The 19,059-nt window shown below is 65.2% G+C and carries 19 protein-coding genes; 4 read left to right on the forward strand and 15 right to left on the reverse strand.

Features of this window, described 5'->3' with window-relative positions:
- Positions 1 to 151: 151 nt before the first annotated feature.
- The 13 genes from ABIA90_RS17295 to ABIA90_RS17355 all read right to left on the reverse strand — a co-directional run bounded on the left by ABIA90_RS17295 (position 152) and on the right by ABIA90_RS17355 (position 11,714).
- Positions 152 to 2,272, reverse strand: a complete 2,121-nt coding sequence (locus tag ABIA90_RS17295; protein WP_071913231.1) for a sodium-translocating pyrophosphatase — start codon at positions 2,270 to 2,272, stop codon at positions 152 to 154.
- A 282-nt stretch (positions 2,273 to 2,554) separates the two neighbouring features.
- A complete protein-coding gene (locus ABIA90_RS17300; protein ID WP_166097064.1) occupies positions 2,555 to 3,163 on the reverse strand; it encodes a hypothetical protein in 609 nt (202 codons plus the stop codon).
- Between the two features lie 125 nt (positions 3,164 to 3,288).
- Entirely contained in the window at positions 3,289 to 4,287 is a 999-nt protein-coding gene (gene thiL, locus ABIA90_RS17305) for a thiamine-phosphate kinase (RefSeq protein ID WP_354117986.1), read from the reverse strand.
- 202 nt (positions 4,288 to 4,489) lie between these two features.
- Complete coding sequence (nusB, locus tag ABIA90_RS17310; protein WP_063982855.1) at positions 4,490 to 4,987, reverse strand: transcription antitermination factor NusB; 498 nt, start codon at positions 4,985 to 4,987, stop codon at positions 4,490 to 4,492.
- Between the two features lie 2 nt (positions 4,988 to 4,989).
- The gene (gene ribH / locus ABIA90_RS17315; protein ID WP_354117985.1) at positions 4,990 to 5,481 is read right to left on the reverse strand and encodes a 6,7-dimethyl-8-ribityllumazine synthase; all 492 of its coding nucleotides are present in this window, start codon (positions 5,479 to 5,481) and stop codon (positions 4,990 to 4,992) included.
- Between the two features lie 184 nt (positions 5,482 to 5,665).
- Positions 5,666 to 6,274, reverse strand: coding sequence for a riboflavin synthase (locus tag ABIA90_RS17320; protein WP_166342076.1), 609 nt, complete (start codon positions 6,272 to 6,274; stop codon positions 5,666 to 5,668).
- Positions 6,274 to 7,422, reverse strand: coding sequence for a bifunctional diaminohydroxyphosphoribosylaminopyrimidine deaminase/5-amino-6-(5-phosphoribosylamino)uracil reductase RibD (gene ribD / locus ABIA90_RS17325; RefSeq protein WP_354117984.1), 1,149 nt, complete (start codon positions 7,420 to 7,422; stop codon positions 6,274 to 6,276). The genes ABIA90_RS17320 and ribD overlap by 1 nt, the downstream gene beginning before the upstream one ends.
- A complete protein-coding gene (nrdR, locus tag ABIA90_RS17330) occupies positions 7,419 to 7,901 on the reverse strand; it encodes a transcriptional regulator NrdR (RefSeq protein ID WP_007603426.1) in 483 nt (160 codons plus the stop codon). Before nrdR ends, ribD begins: the two co-directional genes overlap by 4 nt.
- Positions 7,902 to 7,917: 16 nt before the next feature.
- Positions 7,918 to 9,216 carry a serine hydroxymethyltransferase gene (gene glyA / locus ABIA90_RS17335; protein ID WP_028152497.1) on the reverse strand — a complete coding sequence of 433 codons (1,299 nt, stop codon included), beginning with the start codon at positions 9,214 to 9,216 and terminating at the stop codon, positions 7,918 to 7,920.
- 253 nt (positions 9,217 to 9,469) lie between these two features.
- Positions 9,470 to 9,691: a hypothetical protein gene (locus ABIA90_RS17340; protein ID WP_008131709.1), complete on the reverse strand. Its 222-nt coding sequence runs from the start codon at positions 9,689 to 9,691 to the stop codon at positions 9,470 to 9,472.
- A 37-nt stretch (positions 9,692 to 9,728) separates the two neighbouring features.
- The gene (locus ABIA90_RS17345) at positions 9,729 to 9,965 is read right to left on the reverse strand and encodes a hypothetical protein (RefSeq protein WP_028152498.1); all 237 of its coding nucleotides are present in this window, start codon (positions 9,963 to 9,965) and stop codon (positions 9,729 to 9,731) included.
- A 199-nt stretch (positions 9,966 to 10,164) separates the two neighbouring features.
- Positions 10,165 to 10,683: a transcriptional regulator LdtR gene (gene ldtR / locus ABIA90_RS17350; protein ID WP_011087797.1), complete on the reverse strand. Its 519-nt coding sequence runs from the start codon at positions 10,681 to 10,683 to the stop codon at positions 10,165 to 10,167.
- A 527-nt stretch (positions 10,684 to 11,210) separates the two neighbouring features.
- Positions 11,211 to 11,714, reverse strand: coding sequence for a DUF6163 family protein (locus ABIA90_RS17355; RefSeq protein WP_028155097.1), 504 nt, complete (start codon positions 11,712 to 11,714; stop codon positions 11,211 to 11,213).
- A gap of 138 nt (positions 11,715 to 11,852) precedes the next feature.
- On the opposite strand from ABIA90_RS17355, the gene hemB reads away from it, so the two are divergent.
- The 3 genes from hemB to ABIA90_RS17370 all read left to right on the forward strand — a co-directional run bounded on the left by hemB (position 11,853) and on the right by ABIA90_RS17370 (position 14,636).
- Positions 11,853 to 12,914 carry a porphobilinogen synthase gene (gene hemB / locus ABIA90_RS17360; RefSeq protein WP_247302108.1) on the forward strand — a complete coding sequence of 354 codons (1,062 nt, stop codon included), beginning with the start codon at positions 11,853 to 11,855 and terminating at the stop codon, positions 12,912 to 12,914.
- Positions 12,915 to 13,189: 275 nt separating this feature from the next.
- Positions 13,190 to 13,729, forward strand: coding sequence for an RDD family protein (locus ABIA90_RS17365; RefSeq protein ID WP_063982851.1), 540 nt, complete (start codon positions 13,190 to 13,192; stop codon positions 13,727 to 13,729).
- Positions 13,730 to 13,859: 130 nt separating this feature from the next.
- Complete coding sequence (locus ABIA90_RS17370) at positions 13,860 to 14,636, forward strand: arginyltransferase (protein ID WP_014494765.1); 777 nt, start codon at positions 13,860 to 13,862, stop codon at positions 14,634 to 14,636.
- Between the two features lie 130 nt (positions 14,637 to 14,766).
- Here ABIA90_RS17370 and ABIA90_RS17375 read toward each other — a convergent pair whose 3' ends face one another.
- Complete coding sequence (locus tag ABIA90_RS17375; RefSeq protein WP_063982850.1) at positions 14,767 to 16,119, reverse strand: Nramp family divalent metal transporter; 1,353 nt, start codon at positions 16,117 to 16,119, stop codon at positions 14,767 to 14,769.
- Positions 16,120 to 16,285: 166 nt separating this feature from the next.
- Between ABIA90_RS17375 and ABIA90_RS17380 the strand changes: the two genes are divergently transcribed.
- Complete coding sequence (locus ABIA90_RS17380) at positions 16,286 to 17,530, forward strand: MFS transporter (protein ID WP_354117983.1); 1,245 nt, start codon at positions 16,286 to 16,288, stop codon at positions 17,528 to 17,530.
- On the opposite strand, the gene pdxR is transcribed toward ABIA90_RS17380, so the two are convergent.
- A complete protein-coding gene (gene pdxR / locus ABIA90_RS17385) occupies positions 17,527 to 19,011 on the reverse strand; it encodes a MocR-like pyridoxine biosynthesis transcription factor PdxR (RefSeq protein WP_354117982.1) in 1,485 nt (494 codons plus the stop codon). The genes ABIA90_RS17380 and pdxR overlap by 4 nt on opposite strands.
- Positions 19,012 to 19,059: the final 48 nt, after the last annotated feature.

A 19,059-nucleotide genomic window follows, 5' to 3' on the forward strand; every position in this document is an offset into this window, starting at 1 on the left:
TGTCTCTGGAATACTGGATCGCCCGCCTTCGCGGGCGATGACAGCGAGGGTGAGGCCGCTATCGGAATGACGCGTTGAGAGGCTCCGGCCCACCAAAACAAAAACCCCGCGGCTCGCGCCGCGGGGTTTTGTCGTGTGTCGCTTGCGCCGTTCAGTGCGCGAGGATCGCCAGCAGCAGCAAGGCCACGATGTTCGTGATCTTGATCATCGGATTCACTGCCGGTCCCGCCGTATCCTTGTAGGGATCGCCGACGGTGTCGCCGGTCACGGCCGACTTGTGGGCATCACTGCCCTTGCCGCCGAAATGGCCGTCCTCGATGTACTTCTTGGCGTTGTCCCAGGCGCCGCCGCCCGAGGTCATCGAGATCGCGACGAACAGGCCCGTCACGATCACGCCGAGCAACATCGCGCCCACCGCGGAGAACGCAGCCGACTTGCCGGCCGGGCCGCCACCCGCGATCGCATAGATCACGAAGTAGACGAAGATCGGCGACAGCACCGGCAGCAGCGAGGGGATGATCATCTCCTTGATCGCCGCCTTGGTCAGCAGGTCGACCGCCTTGCCGTAATCCGGCTTGTCGGTGCCCTGCATGATGCCCGGCTTTTCGCGGAACTGCCGGCGCACCTCCTCGACGATCGCGCTTGCCGCGCGACCGACCGCAGTCATGCCCATCGCGCCGAACAGATACGGCAAGAGGCCGCCGAACAGCAGGCCGACAACCACGTAGGGGTTGTTGAGCGAGAAGTCCGGATTGACGCCTGCGAAGTACGGATGGTGCGCGGAGTCCGCAACGAAGAACTTGAGGTCCTGGTTGTAGGCCGCGAACAGCACGAGGGCACCGAGACCGGCGGAACCGATCGCGTAGCCCTTCGTCACCGCCTTGGTGGTGTTGCCGACCGCATCGAGCGCGTCGGTCGACTTGCGCACCTCCTTCGGCAGGCCCGCCATCTCGGCGATGCCGCCCGCGTTGTCCGTGACCGGGCCGAAGGCGTCGAGGGCGACGACCATGCCGGCCAGCGCCAGCATGGTGGCCGTCGCGATCGCGATGCCGAACAGGCCCGCCAGGCTGTAGGTGACCAGGATACCGGCGATGATGACGATCGCGGGCAGCGCGGTCGCTTCCATCGAGACGGCGAGGCCCTGGATCACGTTGGTGCCGTGACCGGTCACCGACGCCTGGGCGATCGACTTCACCGGCCGATAGTCGGTGCCGGTGTAGTATTCGGTGATCCAGATGATCAGCGCGGTGACGACGAGGCCGACGATGCCGCATTGGAACAGCGACATGCCGGTGTAGTCGACGCCGTCGAGCTTGCCGAAGCCGATCAGATAGTAGATCACGCCGGCGATGCCGATCAGCGACAGGATGCCGGTTGCGATCAGGCCCTTGTAGAGCGCGCCCATGATCGACTGGCTCGGCCCGAGCTTCACGAAGAAGGTGCCGATGATCGAGGTGATGATGCAGATGCCGCCGATGGCGAGCGGCAGCGTCATCATGTTCATGAGGATCGGCGTCTTGGCGAAGAAGATCGCCGCGAGCACCATGGTGGCGACCGCAGTCACCGCATAGGTCTCGAACAGGTCGGCAGCCATGCCGGCGCAGTCGCCCACGTTGTCACCGACGTTGTCGGCAATGGTGGCCGGGTTGCGCGGATCGTCCTCGGGGATGCCGGCCTCGACCTTGCCGACGAGGTCGCCGCCGACGTCCGCACCCTTGGTGAAGATGCCGCCGCCGAGACGGGCGAAGATCGAGATCAGCGAGGCACCGAAGCCGAGCGCCACCAGGGCGTCGACCACGAGACGGCTATCGGGCGCGAGTTTCAGCGAGTGCACCAGGAAGCCGAAATAGAGGGTCACGCCGAGCAGCGCGAGACCCGCCACCAGCATGCCCGTGATGGCGCCTGCCTTGAAGGCGAGCTCGAGGCCGCCGGCAAGCGACGTGGTCGCTGCCTGGGCGGTGCGCACATTGGCGCGAACCGAGACGTTCATGCCGATGAAGCCGGCCGCCCCCGACAGGACGGCGCCGATCAAGAAGCCGATGCCGACGTAGAGACCAAGGAAATAGACAAGCAGGACGAAGATGACGACGCCGACAATACCGATCGTCGTATACTGGCGCCGCAGATACGCCTGTGCGCCTTCAGCGACTGCGCCTGCAATTTCCTGCATGCGCGGTGACCCCGCATCCGCACTCAACACCGAAGACGTCGCCCAGATCGCGTAGACGATGGAAAGCACTCCGCAGAGCACTATCAACCATAATGCTGTCATGTGATTTTTGCCTCAGATCCTTGATGTACGTACCCCCGGCGCCTTTTGTTTTTCCGTCATGCGGTTGGCGCCCTTATGTTGAACAGGGCCGCCCCTTGCACGAAGGTGTGGCCCTGGTCGGTCACAAGCTTGCCAAAATCAAATTGAGGGTGCAACGCCGGATGAGGCCGAAAAAGCCGATCTCGGCAAGTATTTAGACCTAATCCCGAGTGCTTGGCCGCCGGCCTGGCGCAGCACCGGGAAGCGACCTCAGAACCGGGCGAGGCTTGGCCTGGGCCACGCCTAGGCCATCGCCCTCACGGGATGGCGAGAGGCTGACGCCATTTCCAGGGTCTGCCCGTCGGCTGTTGTACGCCGGTTGAAGATCTTGACCTCGTAGACGCCGCCATTCGGGCCGACCTCGTGCGTCACCGAAACGACCTGCTCGCGTGTGAGGCTGCCGAGCTGCACATCCTGGTCGGGCAGGATGAGCGTCGCCAGCTCATTGACGAACACCACCACGAGATGGCCTTTCGGCATGTTGCTCTTCGACAACAAGCGCAACTGGCCGTGATAAGGCTGCCGCGTCCAGGCCGATGGCAGGCCGGGATCGACCACGACCTGGATGTTGTTGGTCTCGGGGTGCAAAGTGAGCACCATCTTCGACTGATCGGGCTTCCATTGCATGGACATCGTCGGCTCGGTTTTCCAGAGACAATTGAACGCCGCGCACTCGCTCGGCAGTTTGTCGTGGATCGTGCAGCCTCGGCCGGGCTTGCAATGCGAGCACCACTTGCCGGCGGCCTTGCCGAGCTCGACCACGTTGTAAACCTTGCAGCAGAGCGTGCAGCTTCCGCACTCCTTCCCGGAAACAGTCCGCGCCTCGCTCAAACTCGAAACGGCCGCCGTCATCGAATCATGTCCATTGGCTGCTTTGGTAGCTATGGCGCTGATACAGCCGCTTGCTGTCGCCAGGGTTGCGCCAACCCGCGACCGGGAAAAGCCAGGACAGATCAGGGTTTGGGGCGGACTTGAATTCAGAAGTGGCTGTAAGACAGGCGCCTCAAGGTCAGTTCCTGGCCTTGCCCGTCCAAAAAGCGCGGCCGCTCATGGCCCGCGACGATCGTACCGATCGCCGTGACGGCCACACCCGCCGCCTGCCCCGCAGCAATCAGCGCATCGGTTTGCGCCGGCGGCACCGTGCACAGCACCTCGTAGTCGTCGCCCCCAGCGAGCAGCGTCTCAACGCAAATAGCGTTGCGCGCGATCAGGCCGGCCGCAGCAGCCGAGAGCGGCACGTTCGCGACGTCGATCGTGGCCGAGACGCCGGACGCCGCACAGAGTTTCGTCAGGTCGCCGGCGAGCCCGTCGGACACGTCCATCGCGGCGGTCGCGAGGTCCCGCACGGCCTGCGCCAGCACATTGCGCGGCTGCGGCACGCGATAGCGTGAGACCAGCATCTCCTTCGCTTGCGGTTCGGACGCGAGCACCCCGGCCGCGGCGCCGCCTGTGAGCACGTCGAGGCCGAGCGCGGCGTCGCCGATCGTTCCCGTTACCAGGATGAGGTCGCCGGGCCGCGCGCCGGTACGGCCGACCATCCGTCCCTTCGGCACGCGGCCGAAGGCGGTGATTGAGATCATCTGCGGCCCCGGCGTCGACACCGTGTCGCCGCCAAGCAGCGGGCACACGAAAGCCCTGCTGTCCTCGCCGAGCGCATCGGCGAACGGCCTGAGCCAGGCATCCTCCTTGCTGCGCAGCGCCAGCGTCAGCACGAAGCCGGCGGGCGCCGCGCCCTTGGCGGCGAGATCCGACAGGTTCACCCGCAGCGCCTTGCGCGCGATGGTGTCGGGCGGATCGGTGGCGAGATAATGCACGCCTTCGACGACGGCGTCGGTGGTGACGACGATGTCGTCGCCGGACGAGGACAGGACCGCGGCATCATCGACCAGCCCGAACGCGCCGGGATCGGTCGCCAGCGGCTTGAAATAGCGCGCGATGAGGGAGTCTTCGGCGGAGGGGTTTTGAGAGTCTGCCATCGGCCTTAGCCACACCCAATGCTGTCATCGCCCGGCAAAAGCGCGAAGCGTGTCTTCAAAGAAGACACCGGGCGATCCAGTATTCCAGAGACGGTCGTGTCAAATCGATAGGCCGAGGCGTACTGGATCACCCGCCTTCGCGGGTGATGACAGCGGAGTATGGGGCAGCCGCATCGCATCTCTTCACCGCCCTCGTGGATAACTACCCCCGCCCGAACTCGTCGCCGCGGAACTGGCGGCCGATCTGGTCGAGCACGGCGTTGACCATGCCGGTCTCCTCGCGGTCGACGAATGCATTCGCAACGTCGACATATTCTGACACGACGACGCGGCCCGGCACGTCCTTGCGATGCTGGAGCTCATAGGCCCCTGCCCGCAGCACCGCGCGCAGGATGGCCTCGATCCGCTTCAGCGGCCAGCCCTTTGACAGCGCCTCGTCGATCAGGGGATCGAGCATCTTCTGGTCGCGCACGACGCCGGAGACCACGTCGCGAAAGAAGGCCGCTTCGGCCGGCAGGTAAGTATCGCCCTCGACCTCGTTGCCGAGCCAGTGGCTCTCGAACTCGGCAAAGATGTCGTTGATGCCGGCGCCGGCGATGTCCATCTGGTACAGCGCCTGCACGGCCGCGAGTCGCGCCGCACCGCGCCGGTTCGCTTTCTTCTCGGTGCCAGCCGGCGGCTTTTTGCTGTGATCGGCCATGATCAAGCCCGCGCCAGCCGGCGCTTGATGCGCAGCATCGCAAGGGCGGCGCGCGCGGCATCGCCGCCCTTGTTGAGCTCGCTGGCGCGCGCCCGCGCCCAGGCCTGCGCCTCGGTGTTGACGGTGAGGATTCCGTTGCCGAGCGGCAGCTTTCGCAAAACCGCAAGATCCATCAGCGCGCGCGAGGATTCCTGCGAGACGATCTCGAAATGGATGGTATCGCCGCGGATCACGCAGCCGAGCGCGATCACCGCGTCATAGGGCTTGCCGTTCGCCGCCGCGGCATCGATCGCGATGGCGACCGCCGCCGGGATTTCCAGCGCGCCGGGAACCGTGATGATGTCATGCGTCAGACCGGCTGCCTTCAGCTCGGTCACCGCGCCGTCCAGAAGCGCATCCTGGAGATCGTCATAGAACCGCGCCTCGACAATCAGCGCGCGTGCGCCGGAAATGTCGGTCTGGTCCTTCAGGGGTGCGCGTCGCGCGTCTGCCATCGTCTAAATCCGTTCTACAGAGGTCGGCGCTATGTAGTCGCCGGACGCATGTAAGCCAAGTTCAAAGACACTGTCATTCCGGGGCGATGCGAAGCATCGAGCCCGGAATCTCGAGATTCCCCGGTGCGCAATTGCGCACCTGTGGTCTGGTCCTTCGGACCATCCCGGAATAACGGCTCCGCCGTCACTTCATTTCCGTCAGCCGCGCGGCATAGCGGGCCATCAGGTCGACCTCGATATTGACCTCGGCGCCCGCTTTCCAGCCGCCGATCGTCGTGACCGTCAGAGTATGCGGGATGATCAGCACCGAAAAGGTCACGTCTCTCACCGTATTGACCGTCAGCGAGACGCCGTCGAGCGTGATCGAGCCCTTGGTGGCGATGAAGCGCGCGAGCTCCCGCGTGGTCGAGAGCTCGAACCGCGCCATATCAGGCAGGTCCTCGCGACTGACGAGGGTGGCGACACCGTCGGCATGGCCGGCGACGATATGGCCGCCGAGCTCGTCGCCGATCTTGAGCGCACGCTCGAGATTGAGCCTCGTGCCGACCTTCCAGTGCTTTGCAGTTGTCAGCGCCAGCGTCTCGGCGGCGGCATCGACGTCGAACCAGGTTCTGCCGCCTTCGACGCCGGAAGCAACCACCGTCAGGCAGACGCCGCTGCAGGCGATCGAGGCGCCGTCGGCGATGGTGGTCTGATCGTAGCGGCAAGCGATGCGCAGCCTGTGCAACTGGCCCTGCGCAGTCGGCGTGAAGCCGACGATCTCGCCGATATCGGTGACAATGCCAGTGAACATTACGAGCGCTCGTAGATGGTGAGAGTATCCTTGCCGAATGTCTCGCTAGCATGAACCTTATAGGCCTGCGACTGCGTGATTTTCGACAGGGGCGATGCATCGAGCGCATCGACGCCGCCTGGGCCGACCTCTTCCGCTCCGCGGAACAGCCAGATCTCGTCGGCGAGGTCGGCCGCGACGAAGGACGCCGCAACGCGGCTGCCGCCCTCGACCATCAGCCGCGTGATGCCTTTCTCCGCCAGCATGTGCAGCACGGCCGAAAGATCAAGCCCGGAAGCGTTTCCTGGCGGTACGCGGATGATCTGAGCGCCGGCCGCTCCGAGCCGCGTGGCGGCGGCAGCCTCAGCAAGCTCGGAGCCGATCACCCAGAGCGGCGTCTCCCGCGCGGAACGACCAAGCTGGCTCGCGGCCGGAATACGCAGATTCTCGTCGAGCACGATGCGTATTGGAGAACGTGCTTCCATGCCCGGCAGGCGACAGTTGAGCTGCGGATCATCCGCCAGCACCGTGCCGATGCCGACCAGGATGGCGTCGCTTTGTGCGCGGAGCAGATGCACGCGATTGCGCACAGCCTCGCCCGTGATCGCAAGCGGCTTGCCGCCAGGCGCACCGATCTTGCCGTCAGGCGAGACTGCGAGCTTCAGGATCACATGCGGGCGCTTGTCACGGATGCGGCGAAAATGCCCGGCATGGTCGAACGCGGCCTCCGCCGCGCACAGACCCACATCCACCGTGATGCCGGCGGCGCGCAAGCGCGCATGACCCTGGCCCGCGACTTCCGGATTGGGATCCTCGATCGCCGCGACCACCCGCGTGATGCCGGCGGCAATCACCGCGTCTGCACAAGGCGGCGACTTGCCGAAATGCGAGCACGGCTCCAGCGTGACATAGAGCGTGGCGCCTCGCGCGGCCTCGCCGGCCCGGCGCAGCGCTTCGGGCTCGCCATGCGGTCGCCCGCCTGGCTGCGTCCAGCCGCGGCCGATGATGACCCCGTCTTTTACGATGACAGCGCCCACGGCAGGATTGGGCCAGGTGCGCCCCTGCCCGCGCTTACCCAGCGCCAGCGCAAGCTGCATGAAGCGGCGATCGGCGTCCTTGGACTCGCGGGCCTTCTGCGCGAACTGATCCTCCAGGATCCGAAAGATCATTTGCGGATCGCGGCGAGCCGCGCTTCCTCCTCACCGGAGAGCTCGCCGAGCACGTCGGCGAAATCCTTGGCCTCGCGGAAATTGCGATAGACCGAGGCAAAGCGCACATAGGCGACGTCGTCGAGCGTGCGCAGATGCTCCATCACGGTCTCGCCGATCACCTCGGAGGAGATCTCGGCCTCGCCGCCGGTCTCGAGCTCACGGACGATGGTGGAGACCATCTTCTCGACGCGCTCCGGCTCGACCTGCCGCTTGCGCAAGGAGATCGACACCGAGCGCATCAGCTTGTCGCGGTCGAACGGCACGCGGCGGCCGTTGCGCTTGATCACCGTGAGCTCGCGCAACTGCACGCGCTCGAAGGTGGTGAAGCGGAAATTGCAGGCGACGCACACGCGCCGCCTGCGGATCACGGAAGAGTCCTCGGTCGGACGCGAGTCCTTTACCTGCGTATCGAGACTGTTGCAGTTCGGGCAGCGCATCCGTTTACCCTTGACCTTACTGATAGATCGGGAACCGATCGGTGAGCGCCTTGACCCGCTCCTTGATCGCGGCTTCGACCAGCGGCGCCTTGCCGTCGTCGGACTGCGCGATCGCGTTGAGGACCTCGGCGATCATGCCGCCGACCTGCTGGAATTCGGCGACGCCGAAACCGCGGGTCGTCGCCGCCGGGGTGCCGAGACGCAGGCCCGAGGTGACGAAGGGCTTTTCGGGGTCGAACGGAATGCCGTTCTTGTTGCAGGTGATGGCGGCGCGGACCAGCGCCTTCTCCGAGACGTTGCCCTTCAGGCCCTTCGGCCTGAGGTCGACCAGCATCAGATGGTTATCGGTGCCGCCGGAGACAATATCGAACCCGTGGCTCTTCATCGCCTCGGCCAGCGCCTTGGCGTTCTCGACGACGTTCTTCGCATAGATCTTGAAGTCCGGACGCAGCGCCTCGCCGAAGGCGACCGCCTTCGCCGCGATCACATGCATCAGGGGCCCACCCTGCAGGCCCGGGAAGATCGCCGAGTTGAGCTTCTTGGCGAGCGCCTCGTCGTTCGAGAGGATCAGGCCACCGCGCGGACCGCGCAGCGACTTGTGCGTGGTGGTGGTGGTGACGTGGGCATACGGCACGGGCGAGGCATGCACGCCGCCGGCGACGAGACCGGCGAAGTGCGCCATGTCGACCAGGAGGTACGCGCCGACGCTGTCCGCGATCTCGCGGAAACGCTTGAAGTCCCAGGCGCGCGAATAGGCCGAGCCGCCGGCGACGATCAGCTTGGGCTTGACCTCTTCGGCCTGCTTGGCGACCGCGTCCATGTCGATGATCTGGTCCTCGCGGCGCACGGTGTAGTGCGCGGCCTTGAACCACTTGCCGCTCATGTTGACGGGCGAGCCGTGGGTGAGATGGCCGCCGGCCGCGAGGTCGAGGCCCATGAAGGTGTCGCCGGGCTGCAGCAGCGCCAGGAACACCGCCTGGTTCATCTGGCTGCCGGAGTTCGGCTGCACGTTGGCGAAGTTGGCGCCGAACAGCTTCTTGGCGCGATCGATCGCGAGGTTCTCGGCGACGTCGACCCACTCACAACCGCCATAGTAGCGCGCGCCCGGATAACCCTCTGCGTACTTGTTGGTCATCACCGAACCCTGCGCTTCCAGCACGGCACGGCTGACGATGTTCTCGGAGGCGATCAGCTCGACCTCATGGCGCTGCCGGCCGAGCTCGCCCTTGATGGCGGCGGCGATTTCCGGGTCGGCCTGGTCGAGCGAGGCGGTGAAAAACGAGTCGGGCGCGGAGGCGGTTCTGGCTGAGGTCATCTTGCGAATATCTCCACCGCCGCAGCCTTTTGGCGGGCTACGGGCGGTCTGGTGTGGCGATCGGAAGCGGCGAGCGCGATCTACCACATCACCCGCCCCCGGCCAAGTATTTGCGGGTCGAGAGCGAGAATTATGCCAGATATGGTGGGGATTGAAGGATCCGGGCGAGAGGACGGCTGCTTGAACCGTCCGCCCCGATCAGTCCTGAAGGGTCCGATTTGGACCTTAAAATCCGTGCGGGCCGGACCTGCCCCTAGAGCCCGGTATACCCCGCCTTCACGGGATCGACGCTGCCGTCGAGCTGGCGCAGATAGGTCAGTCCGCACACCGTCAACCTGTGGGTGTCCTTCTCGCCGGCTTCCATCAACGTATTGAGGTAGTTCGTGACCTTGGCCCGTGCCTCCGCGCTCGCCGCGGACGTGCGGTTCGCAAGCAGGTCATAAGTCTGCATGATCCGGTCGATGGCAGCTTCCATGTCACCCTCTGGTTCTGTCGAATTTTGGGAGTTTTGATCAGGCAACCGCGCGGGCCCCGGACTGGGCCTCGAACCGACCAATGGCCTTGTTAGCGAGCCTGATCTTGTTCAATTCGCCGTGCTGGAGCAGCTTGATGATGATCTCGAGCAGGCTTTCGTTGGTGACCAGCGTGTCGGGAATCGCGCCGGAGCGGCGGAGGTAATTCGCTGCGATGGCATAGGCGTCGCTCACGAGTTCGACGTTCATTGCCTGAAGCCCGCGCTCGACCAGCATCGCATCCTCCGATCCGCAGTAACAACTGCGGTGCGGGGAACTGGTTCCGCCTGGCCGGCAATTATTTCGCAGTCGCGAAACGACAAAACGCACCGGTCCGGGGCAGAGCCGGGCCGGCGCGCTTGGGGAGGTCAGGCACGTTCGGGAGGCTTGCCGGTCTTGTTGCGGGCCGGCTTGGCCAAGTCCCGTCGCAAAGAACTCAGAGACGATACAGGATCTGGTCGGTCCAGAACCGCTCGAGGCGGTGCAGCGACTTGTTGAGGGTCGAGAACTCCTCGCCCGAGATGCCGCCGACCTGCTCCACCGTCTTGACGTGCTTCTGGTAGAGGGAGTCGACGATGCGGCGGACTTCCTGGCCCTGCGGGGTCAGGCGGATGCGCACCGAGCGGCGATCAACGCGCGAGCGCTGATGATCGAGGAAGCCGAGCTCGACGAGCTTCTTCAGATTGTAGGAGACGTTGGAGCCGAGATAGTAACCGCGCGTGCGCAGCTCGCCCGCGGTCAGCTCCTTGTCGCCGATGTTGTAGAGCAGGAGCGCCTGGACCGAGTTGATGTCCGCACGGCCGCGGCGATCGAATTCATCCTTGATGACGTCGAGGAGCCGGCGATGCAGCCGCTCCACCAGAGTCAAAGCTTCCAGATAGAGCGACTGCACCGAACCCTGCTGGCCGGAGACGCGCTCTGCGGTATCTGCCGCAGTTGCGACGGCTTTCATCATGACACTTCCCCTGTTGTCGTTTTTATCGACACTCATTCGACGAAACTTGTGCTCCGTCTGATAGGTGCAACTTAAGGGGGGCGTTTGAAGATCGGCTTAAATAAGAGAATAAAGAGATCATGAATTTAAGACAGTGAATTGCGGATTAAGCCTGTGTCACAAGGGCTTTTCGCAACCGTCTGTTGACCCTCGCAAGGTCCTGTTCACCCTCCGTCCGCCACCTCTGTCGCATTCCAGTACAGGGCCGCCCCGTTTCGAAACGGGCGCGTAAGAGCTGTGGCGGAACGCACGGAGTCAATGAAAAGTTACCTCGAATTTTAGGCAACGAACGGTCAACCAAGCCACGACTTCGGAAATGCCGCTCTCGTGTCCCGGACAAGCGCAGCGACGCGGAGCGCAGAGCCGGGACCCAGAAGCCGCAAACGAGATCGTGGAGAGCTGGGCCCCGGCTCAGCAGCGCAACACTGCGTGCTGCGCTGCGTCCGGGGCACGAGAGAGTGTGAGTGTGCGTTGAAATCGTAAGCGCGCTACGGCGGCCGCTCGCGCGCGGCCATCCAGGCGAGCGCGAGATAGGCGGCGAGCATGAAGGCTTCGACACCGACAACGATCAGGCTGCCGCCGTAGATGCCCGGGAACATCAGTTCGATCACCGCCATCGACACCACGGTCGTCAGCCAGACCACCGCGCCCCAGGGCGTCGCAAGCCAGAGGCCGACCGCGGCAACGAGCTCGATCACGGCGAAATAGACGGTGGCGGCCTGCCAGGCCATCGACTGGTTCTCGAACGCCTCGTCCTCGCCGCCGACGAAGCCGGTGACCTGGGCCCAGTGATAGAGGCCCTTCAGAATCGACAGCAGCGCCATCACGCGCAGGAACAGCACGAGCCGGCGCGTCCAGACATTGTCGTCGGACTCGGGGCGCTCCGACGAGATCGCCGCCACCGACATCGCGTTGTCTCTGGCGTTGTCTCTGGCGGCGTCCCTGGCACTGGCGCCGTCGCGGGCCGCATCGCGGGTGGAAATTTCGGACATGGTCCCCTTCTGGCTGCTTCGCCCCGCAAAATCAATCGGCTGCCCGATTGACCTCAATTTTGCCTTGCGGCAGGTCAAGCCGCGGTGACGGGAACCATGCGAGCTGGTATAAGAATAATTCCAGCCGGAGGAAGAATGATGGCGATCAAATACGGACGTCCGATCGAATTGCGCGAGGTTTCGCGCCGGGATGGCGCCAGTGCCTCCCCTGCCCTCGATCTGACCGTCCGCCCGCGCCGCAACCGCAAGGCCGAATGGGCCCGGCGCATGGTGCGCGAGAACGTGCTCACCACCGACGATTTGATCTGGCCGCTGTTCCTGATCGACGGCGACAACAAGCGCGAGCAGATCGCCTCGATGCCGGGCGTCGACCGCCTCAGCGTCGACCAGGCCGTGCGCGAGGCCGAGCGCGCCATGAAGCTCACCATCCCCTGCCTCGCGCTGTTTCCCTACACCGACCCGTCCCTGCGCGACGAGGAAGGCTCCGAGGCGACCAATCCGAACAACCTGGTCTGCCAGGCGGTGCGCGCGATCAAGAAGGAGTTTCCCGACATCGGCATCCTCTGCGACGTCGCGCTCGATCCCTTCACCAGCCACGGCCATGACGGCCTGATCTCCGACGGCAAGATTTTGAACGACGAGACGGTCGCGGTGCTGGTGCGTCAGGCGCTGGTCCAGGCCGAAGCCGGCTGCGACATCATCGCGCCGTCCGACATGATGGACGGCCGCGTCGCCGCGATCCGCGAGGGGCTGGACCGCTCAGGCCTGCTCGACGTGCAGATCATGGCCTATGCGGCAAAGTACGCCTCCGCCTTCTACGGCCCGTTCCGCGACGCCATCGGTTCGGCCAAGACGCTCACCGGCGACAAGCGCACCTACCAGATGGACAGCGCCAACACCGACGAGGCGCTGCGCGAGGTCGACCTCGACATCTCCGAGGGCGCCGACATGGTGATGGTGAAGCCCGGCATGCCCTATCTCGACGTGGTCCGGCGCGTGAAGGACACTTTTGCGATGCCGACCTTCGCCTACCAGGTCTCCGGCGAATACGCGATGATCGCAGCGGCCGCCAACAATGGCTGGCTCGACGGCGAGCGCGCGATGATGGAGAGCCTGTTGGCGTTCAAGCGCGCCGGCGCCGACGGCGTGCTCAGCTATTTTGCGCCGAAGGTGGCGGAGAAGCTGCGGAGCCAAACGTAAGGTATCGCGGGATGGACCAAGCGGCTTGTCCGCCGTAGCTCGAAGAGCGAAGGCGGAAGCGTGCCCACCATGCCAGCTAGCGATCGCGGAACGATGGTGGGCACGGCGCTAACGCGCCTTTGCCCACCCTACGACGCCTTCCCTGAACGACAGCGGTAACAGCCCCGCCCCCGAATTGCCGGAATATTTCGGCTTGTTGACGCCCGCACGCCCTTGGCACGGGGATGACTTGCTCCCATGTCCTGCCACGGGAGTTTCCCTTGGGAGAACGGACTATGTCGTATTCGGACTCGGGCAATGCCTGGCGCAATGACGGCGCCATGCAACCGCACGCCTTCGATCCCTATCTGCACCCGGAATTGTTCCGTGGCGTGGCAACGCGGCGGGCGTTCGCGTTCCTGATCGACATGGTCGTGATCTCCGTTCCCGTGATCCTCGGCTACATCTTCATCGCGCTGTTTGGCATCGTCACGCTCGGCATCGGCTGGGCGCTGTTCTGGCTGGCCTGGCCGGCCTCCGTTGTTTGGGCCATCGTCTATTACGGTGCCTGCATCGGCGGTCCGTCGTCCGCGACGATCGGCATGCGCCTGATGGATCTGGAGTTGCGCACCTGGTACGGCGCGCCCGGCTATTTCGTGCTCGGCGCCACCCATGCCGTGCTGTTCTGGGTGACGGTCTCGTTCCTGACACCTTTCGTGGTGCTGGTTGGGCTATTCAACGGCCGCCGGCGCCTGCTGCATGATGTCGTGCTGGGAACGGTCGTGATCAACAATTCCGTCCGCGCGCCCGTGCCGCAGGCCGCAAGGACCTACTGAGAGCCTGATGATCAAGAACCTATCAACCAGGACCGACTAAACTGACTGATCTGATCTGCCGAGTAGACCGATTGACCGGGGGCCTTCGTAGCGCGATGTTAATGCCCACTTTGGAGGCCCACGACGTCCCTTGACCCAGCACTCGCGCGACACCCCCCAATTTTACCTCACGGCGCCCTCTCCCTGCCCGTATCTGCCGGGCCGGCATGAGCGCAAGGTGTTTACGCACCTCGTGGGGGAGCGCGCAGGTGACCTCAACGACCTCCTGACTCATGGCGGGTTCCGCCGCAGCCAGTCGATCGCCTACCGGCCGGCCTGTGACCAGTGCCGCGCCTGCGTCTCGGTCCGGGTGGTCGCCAACGAGTTCCGCCCCTCCCGCAACTTCCGGAAAGTCATCGCGCGCAACGCCGACATCATCGGCGAGCAGCGCAGTGCGGTGCCGACCTCCGAGCAATATTCGGTGTTCCGCGCCTATCTCGACTCCCGCCACCGCCATGGCGGGATGGCCGACATGACCGTGCTCGACTACGCCATGATGGTCGAGGACAGCCATGTCGAGACCCGCATCATCGAGTACCGCAAGCGCGGCCCCGACAGCGGCATCACCGGCCGCGGTGAGGAGCTGATCGCGGTGGCGCTGACCGATGTGCTCAGCGACGGCCTGTCGATGGTCTATTCGTTCTTCGAGCCGAGCCAGGTCAGCCGGTCGATGGGCACCTTCATGATCCTCGACCACATCGCCCGCGCCCGCCGCCAGGGGCTGCCTTACGTCTATCTCGGCTACTGGATCGAGGGCTCGAAGAAGATGGACTACAAGGCCCGCTTCCTGCCGCAGCAGCGCCTCGCGCCGTCAGGCTGGCTGCGCATCGACGCGCAAGGTGACGCGACGTCAGAGCCGCAGGATTAGCTCGCGGTCATGCCCCGGCTTGACCGGGGCATCCAGTACGCCGCGGCTTCTCGGCTCAATCACAACCGTCTCTGGAATACCGGGTCGCCCGGTCAAGCCGGGCGACGACGGCGGTGTGTTGGGCGAACACTCACCCGAACAGCGTATCCACCAGCAACTTCACGTTCAAAATCACGATGATGCCCGCGACGATCCACGCGATCGCGGCGACGTATGGCGGTATCGCGAACTTGCCCATCTTGCGCCGATCCGAGACGAAGCGGACCAGCGGGATCACGGCGAAGGGCAACTGCATCGATAGCACGACCTGGCTGAACACCAGGAGATCCGCCGTGCCGCGCTCGCCATAGATCGCGGTGACGACGATCACCGGCACGATAGCGATGCCGCGCGTCAGCAATCGCCGCGCCCAGCTCGGCAGGCGCAGGTCGAGAAAGCCCTCCATCACGATCTGGCCGGCGAGCGTCGCCGTCACCGTCGAGTTCAGGCCCGAGGCGAGCAGCGCAATGGCGAACAGCGTCGAGGCGATACCGAGGCCGAGCAGCGGCGACAACAGCTCGAAGGCCTGGCCGATCTCGGCGACGTCGGAATGGCCGCTCTTGTGGAAGGTCGCGGCTGCCACGACAAGGATCGCCGCATTGATGAACAGTGCCAGCATCAGGGCGATGGTCGAGTCCGTCGTCGCCCATTTGATCGCCTCGCGCCGGCCGGTGTCGTTGCGCTCATAGGCGCGCGTCTGCACGATTGAGGAGTGCAGATAGAGATTATGCGGCATCACGGTCGCGCCGATGATGCCGATCGCGATGTAGAGCATTTCCGGATTGGTGAAGATCTCGGTCTTCGGCATGAAGCCGTGCAGGACTTCCGCCATCGGCGGCGCCGCGGCCACGATCTGGACCACGAAGCAGACCGCGATCACGACAAGCATCGCGATGACGAACGCTTCGAGGAAGCGAAAGCCGCGGTTCATCAGGAGCAGCAGCAGGAACGCATCGAGCGCGGCCAGCAGCGCACCGCCGATCAGGGGAATGCCGAACAGCAGTTTGAGCGCGATCGCTGTGCCGATGACCTCGGCGAGATCGCAGGCGATGATCGCCGCCTCGCAGGCGAGCCAGAGCAGGAAATTCACCGCCGGCGAATAGGTCGCGCGGCAGGCCTGCGCGAGGTCGCGGTCGGTGACGATGCCGAGCCGCGCCGCCAGCGACTGGAGCAGGATCGCCATCAAATTCGAGAGCAGGATGACCGAAAGCAGCGTGTAGCCGAACTTCGACCCTCCGGCGAGGTCGGTCGCCCAGTTGCCGGGGTCCATGTAGCCGACCGAGACCAGATAGCCGGGGCCGACAAAGGCGAGGAATCGCCGCCACCACACCCCCGCCGTGGGGATGGCAATCGTGGCGTTCACCTCGGCGAGGCTCTTGGTAGCAGGCGCATCAGTGCGCCAGCCGGCGGCATCTTGGGTCAAATCGGGGGAGCGGGCATCCATATCAGCAGAATACCGAAGTCGAAGCTTATTGCAACTCATTTGCAACTGCATCTAGCCGATGAGGTCCCGACGCGGCGGTTATCCGCCGCCCTGTCGGGAAGCGGGTGGGTTTGGCCGTCCTCGGGGGCGGATACTGGCGCCAACACGACTTTGCAGGAAATGCGCCATGTCAAACCCGCTTCGCCTCCCCGACACCTTCAACCGCCTCGCCTGGTCCAACCTGGCGGCGCAATCGGCCGAGCAGATCGCGCTGGCCGCGGCCCCGATCGTCGCCGTGCTCACGCTGGGTGTTGCGGAAGGCCAGACCGGCCTGCTCCAGACCGCCCTCACCCTGCCCTTCGTCCTGTTCGCCATTCCGGCCGGCCTGCTCGCCGACCGCATCTCCCGCCGCTCGCTGATGGCAGGTGCCGAAGCGCTGCGCGCGGTCGCGCTGGCGGCCATCGTGCTGCTGCTCACACTTGGCGCCCTCAATTTGCCGCTGCTGGCTCTGCTCGGCTTTGCCGCCGTATGCGGCACGGTCGTCTACAGCGTAGCGGCGCCGGCCCTGGTGCCCTCGCTGGTGAGCGCGGAGCTGTTGCCGTCGGCAAATGCCCGCATCGAGCTCGCCCGCACCATCGCCTTTGCGAGCGGGCCTGCGCTCGGCGGTGCGCTGGTCGGCTGGTGGGGTGCGAGCCCGGCCTTCGGCTTTGCCGCGGCGCTCTCGGCCATCGCCGTCGTGCTGCTCTCCGGCATCTACGAGCCCACCCGTACGCCCTCGCCGCGGCGCCATCCGTTCCAGGACATCCGCGAGGGCGCGGCCTTCGTGTTCCACCATCCGCTGCTGCGGCCGGTGTTCATTACCCAGTTCATCTTCAACACCGGCTGGTTCCTCCAGATCGCCGTGTTCGTGCCCTACGCGGTGCGCCATCTCGGCCTGACCGCCGCAGGCGTCGGCACCGTGCTGACGATGTACGGCGTCGGCATGGTGATCGGCGCGCTGTTCGCCACGCGCGTGATGAAGCGCATCGCCTTCGGCACGGTGGTCGGCCTTGGCCCGGTCACGGGTTTCGTCGCCGCAGTGGTGATGGCGCTGACGGTGCTGGTCCCCTCGCCCTGGCTCGCGGCCTTGAGCTTCTTCCTGCTCGGCGTCGGGCCGATCCTGTGGGTGATTTCGACCACGACCCTGCGGCAGTCCGTGACGCCGCCGCGCCTGCTCGGACGCGTCTCCGCCATCAACATCATGAGCTACGGCGCCCGCCCGCTCGGCTCGGCGCTTGGCGCGATCGTCGGCGGCCTCTGGAGCGCAGAGGCCTGCCTGTATCTCGCAGCCGCCGTGTTCGGCGTGCAGGCGCTGGTGATCTGGCTGTCGCCTGCAGTGACGCTGGACCGGCAGCCGGCCATGGTGGGGGACGAAGTACCGGCGCGGTGCTAGTCCGGTACGCAACCAGCGGCGATGGCCCGCGCCAGTCGGGCAACCGCCGGCGCAATGGTCTGCTGCGGGTAGCCGCTAAAGCCCAGCATCAGCGCCGACTGCGCCGGCGCCTCGATATAGTGGCGGCTCATCGCGCGAACGGTGACGCCGTGGTCGCGAGCGGCCCGTTCGATCTTCACGTCGGAAAGTCCCCGTCGCGTGTAGGCAACCAGGTGCATGCCCTGGTCCGGCGGCTCGACCGACAAATGGTCGCCCAGGCGCCGCCTCAGTGCCGCAACGAGGGTATCGCGCTGGCGGCGATACACTTCCCGCATTCTGCGGATGTGGGCTGCGAAATGCCCCTCCTCCATGAAGGCCGCAGCAACGGACTGGCAGAGGCTCGACGGTTGACGGTCGATCAGATAGCGCGCGGCAACGAAATTCCGCACCAGCGGGTGTGGCAGCACGGCGTAGCCAAGCCGCAGTCCGGGGAAGAGCGCCTTGTTGAGAGTTCCGACGTAAATGACACGGCCGGCCTCATCCAGGCCCTGAAGCGAAGCGAGGGGACGGCCGCCGTAGCGGAATTCGCTGGCGTAATCGTCCTCGATGATCCAGGCGCCGGACTCGCGGGCCCAGGCGAGAAGTTCGAGGCGGCGCGCCATCGACAGGGGAACGCCTGTCGGAAACTGGTGCGAGGCCGTTATGAAAACTGCGCGCGCCTTCGGGGCGCGGCGGATCCCTTCCGTGACGTTCACGCCGTGCTGGTCAACCGGGATGGCGCAAACCTTCGCGCCTGACGCAGCGAGCGTAAGACGGGTCAGGGTATAGCCGGGGTCTTCGATCCAGACCTCCTTGTCCGGCCCGGGCATGACACGTGCGACGATGTCCACGGCTTGCTGCGTGCCGGCGGTGATCACGATCTGGTCGACCTCGCAGCGCACGCCGCGTGCGGCCCGAAGATAGTCGCAAACCGACTTGCGCAGCTCCAGCAAGCCACGCGGATCGCCATAGCCGAGATGATGTCGCTCAAACGATCGCAGCGTGCGCGCCGTGAGTTTGCGCCACAATTCGGCGCTACGTGCATCCAACAGCGTGCGACCCAGGTTGAAGGGACGCTCGTCATTCTGCGTCGTCACATCGACGAAATCGCCGAGGCCGTGAAAGGAGGCCACGCCTGCCGCGGCCGGTGCCGCCCGCGTCTTGCGGCCATGAGGCGCGGCAAACGGTTCAGGCAGATCGGACGCAACGTAAGTCCCCGCCCCCTTCCTGCCGAAGGCATAACCTTCGGCTAGCAGCTGCTCGAAAGCCGAAACAACTGCGGTACGCGAGACGCCGAGCTGCGCCGCAAGGTCGCGCGTCGAGGGCAACTTGGCCGCCGGACGAAGCGCTCCGGACAGAATTGCCGATCGTAGTTCGAGGTAGATTTGGCGGAATACCGGCGCCTCCGCCGTACGGTCGACGCTGAAGGAATAGAGTTCTGCCCAGCTCTGCCTGCTCTTCACGGGTCCTCGTCCGACAGGGTGAGCCGCACGTTGAGAAGTGGTATGCCG

Source organism: Bradyrhizobium sp. LA6.8, from assembly GCF_040547935.1.
GTDB classification, from domain to species: Bacteria; Pseudomonadota; Alphaproteobacteria; order Rhizobiales; family Xanthobacteraceae; genus Bradyrhizobium; species Bradyrhizobium barranii.

Excerpts from the sequence above, each read along its gene's own strand:
- thiL (WP_354117986.1), bottom strand. The coding sequence starts at position 4,287 with ATGGCAGACTCTCAAAACCCCTCCGCCGAAGACTCCCTCATCGCGCGC.
- ABIA90_RS17365 (WP_063982851.1), top strand. The coding sequence starts at position 13,190 with ATGTCGTATTCGGACTCGGGCAATGCCTGGCGCAATGACGGCGCCATG.
- ribH (WP_354117985.1), bottom strand. The coding sequence starts at position 5,481 with ATGGCAGACGCGCGACGCGCACCCCTGAAGGACCAGACCGACATTTCC.
- nrdR (WP_007603426.1), bottom strand. The coding sequence starts at position 7,901 with ATGCGCTGCCCGAACTGCAACAGTCTCGATACGCAGGTAAAGGACTCG.
- ABIA90_RS17355 (WP_028155097.1), bottom strand. The coding sequence starts at position 11,714 with ATGTCCGAAATTTCCACCCGCGATGCGGCCCGCGACGGCGCCAGTGCC.
- glyA (WP_028152497.1), bottom strand. The coding sequence starts at position 9,216 with ATGACCTCAGCCAGAACCGCCTCCGCGCCCGACTCGTTTTTCACCGCC.
- ABIA90_RS17340 (WP_008131709.1), bottom strand. The coding sequence starts at position 9,691 with ATGGAAGCTGCCATCGACCGGATCATGCAGACTTATGACCTGCTTGCG.
- ABIA90_RS17300 (WP_166097064.1), bottom strand. The coding sequence starts at position 3,163 with ATGACGGCGGCCGTTTCGAGTTTGAGCGAGGCGCGGACTGTTTCCGGG.
- ldtR (WP_011087797.1), bottom strand. The coding sequence starts at position 10,683 with ATGATGAAAGCCGTCGCAACTGCGGCAGATACCGCAGAGCGCGTCTCC.
- hemB (WP_247302108.1), top strand. The coding sequence starts at position 11,853 with ATGGCGATCAAATACGGACGTCCGATCGAATTGCGCGAGGTTTCGCGC.
- ribD (WP_354117984.1), bottom strand. The coding sequence starts at position 7,422 with ATGATCTTTCGGATCCTGGAGGATCAGTTCGCGCAGAAGGCCCGCGAG.
- ABIA90_RS17380 (WP_354117983.1), top strand. The coding sequence starts at position 16,286 with ATGTCAAACCCGCTTCGCCTCCCCGACACCTTCAACCGCCTCGCCTGG.
- ABIA90_RS17345 (WP_028152498.1), bottom strand. The coding sequence starts at position 9,965 with ATGCTGGTCGAGCGCGGGCTTCAGGCAATGAACGTCGAACTCGTGAGC.
- nusB (WP_063982855.1), bottom strand. The coding sequence starts at position 4,987 with ATGGCCGATCACAGCAAAAAGCCGCCGGCTGGCACCGAGAAGAAAGCG.
- ABIA90_RS17375 (WP_063982850.1), bottom strand. The coding sequence starts at position 16,119 with ATGGATGCCCGCTCCCCCGATTTGACCCAAGATGCCGCCGGCTGGCGC.
- ABIA90_RS17295 (WP_071913231.1), bottom strand. The coding sequence starts at position 2,272 with ATGACAGCATTATGGTTGATAGTGCTCTGCGGAGTGCTTTCCATCGTC.
- ABIA90_RS17320 (WP_166342076.1), bottom strand. The coding sequence starts at position 6,274 with ATGTTCACTGGCATTGTCACCGATATCGGCGAGATCGTCGGCTTCACG.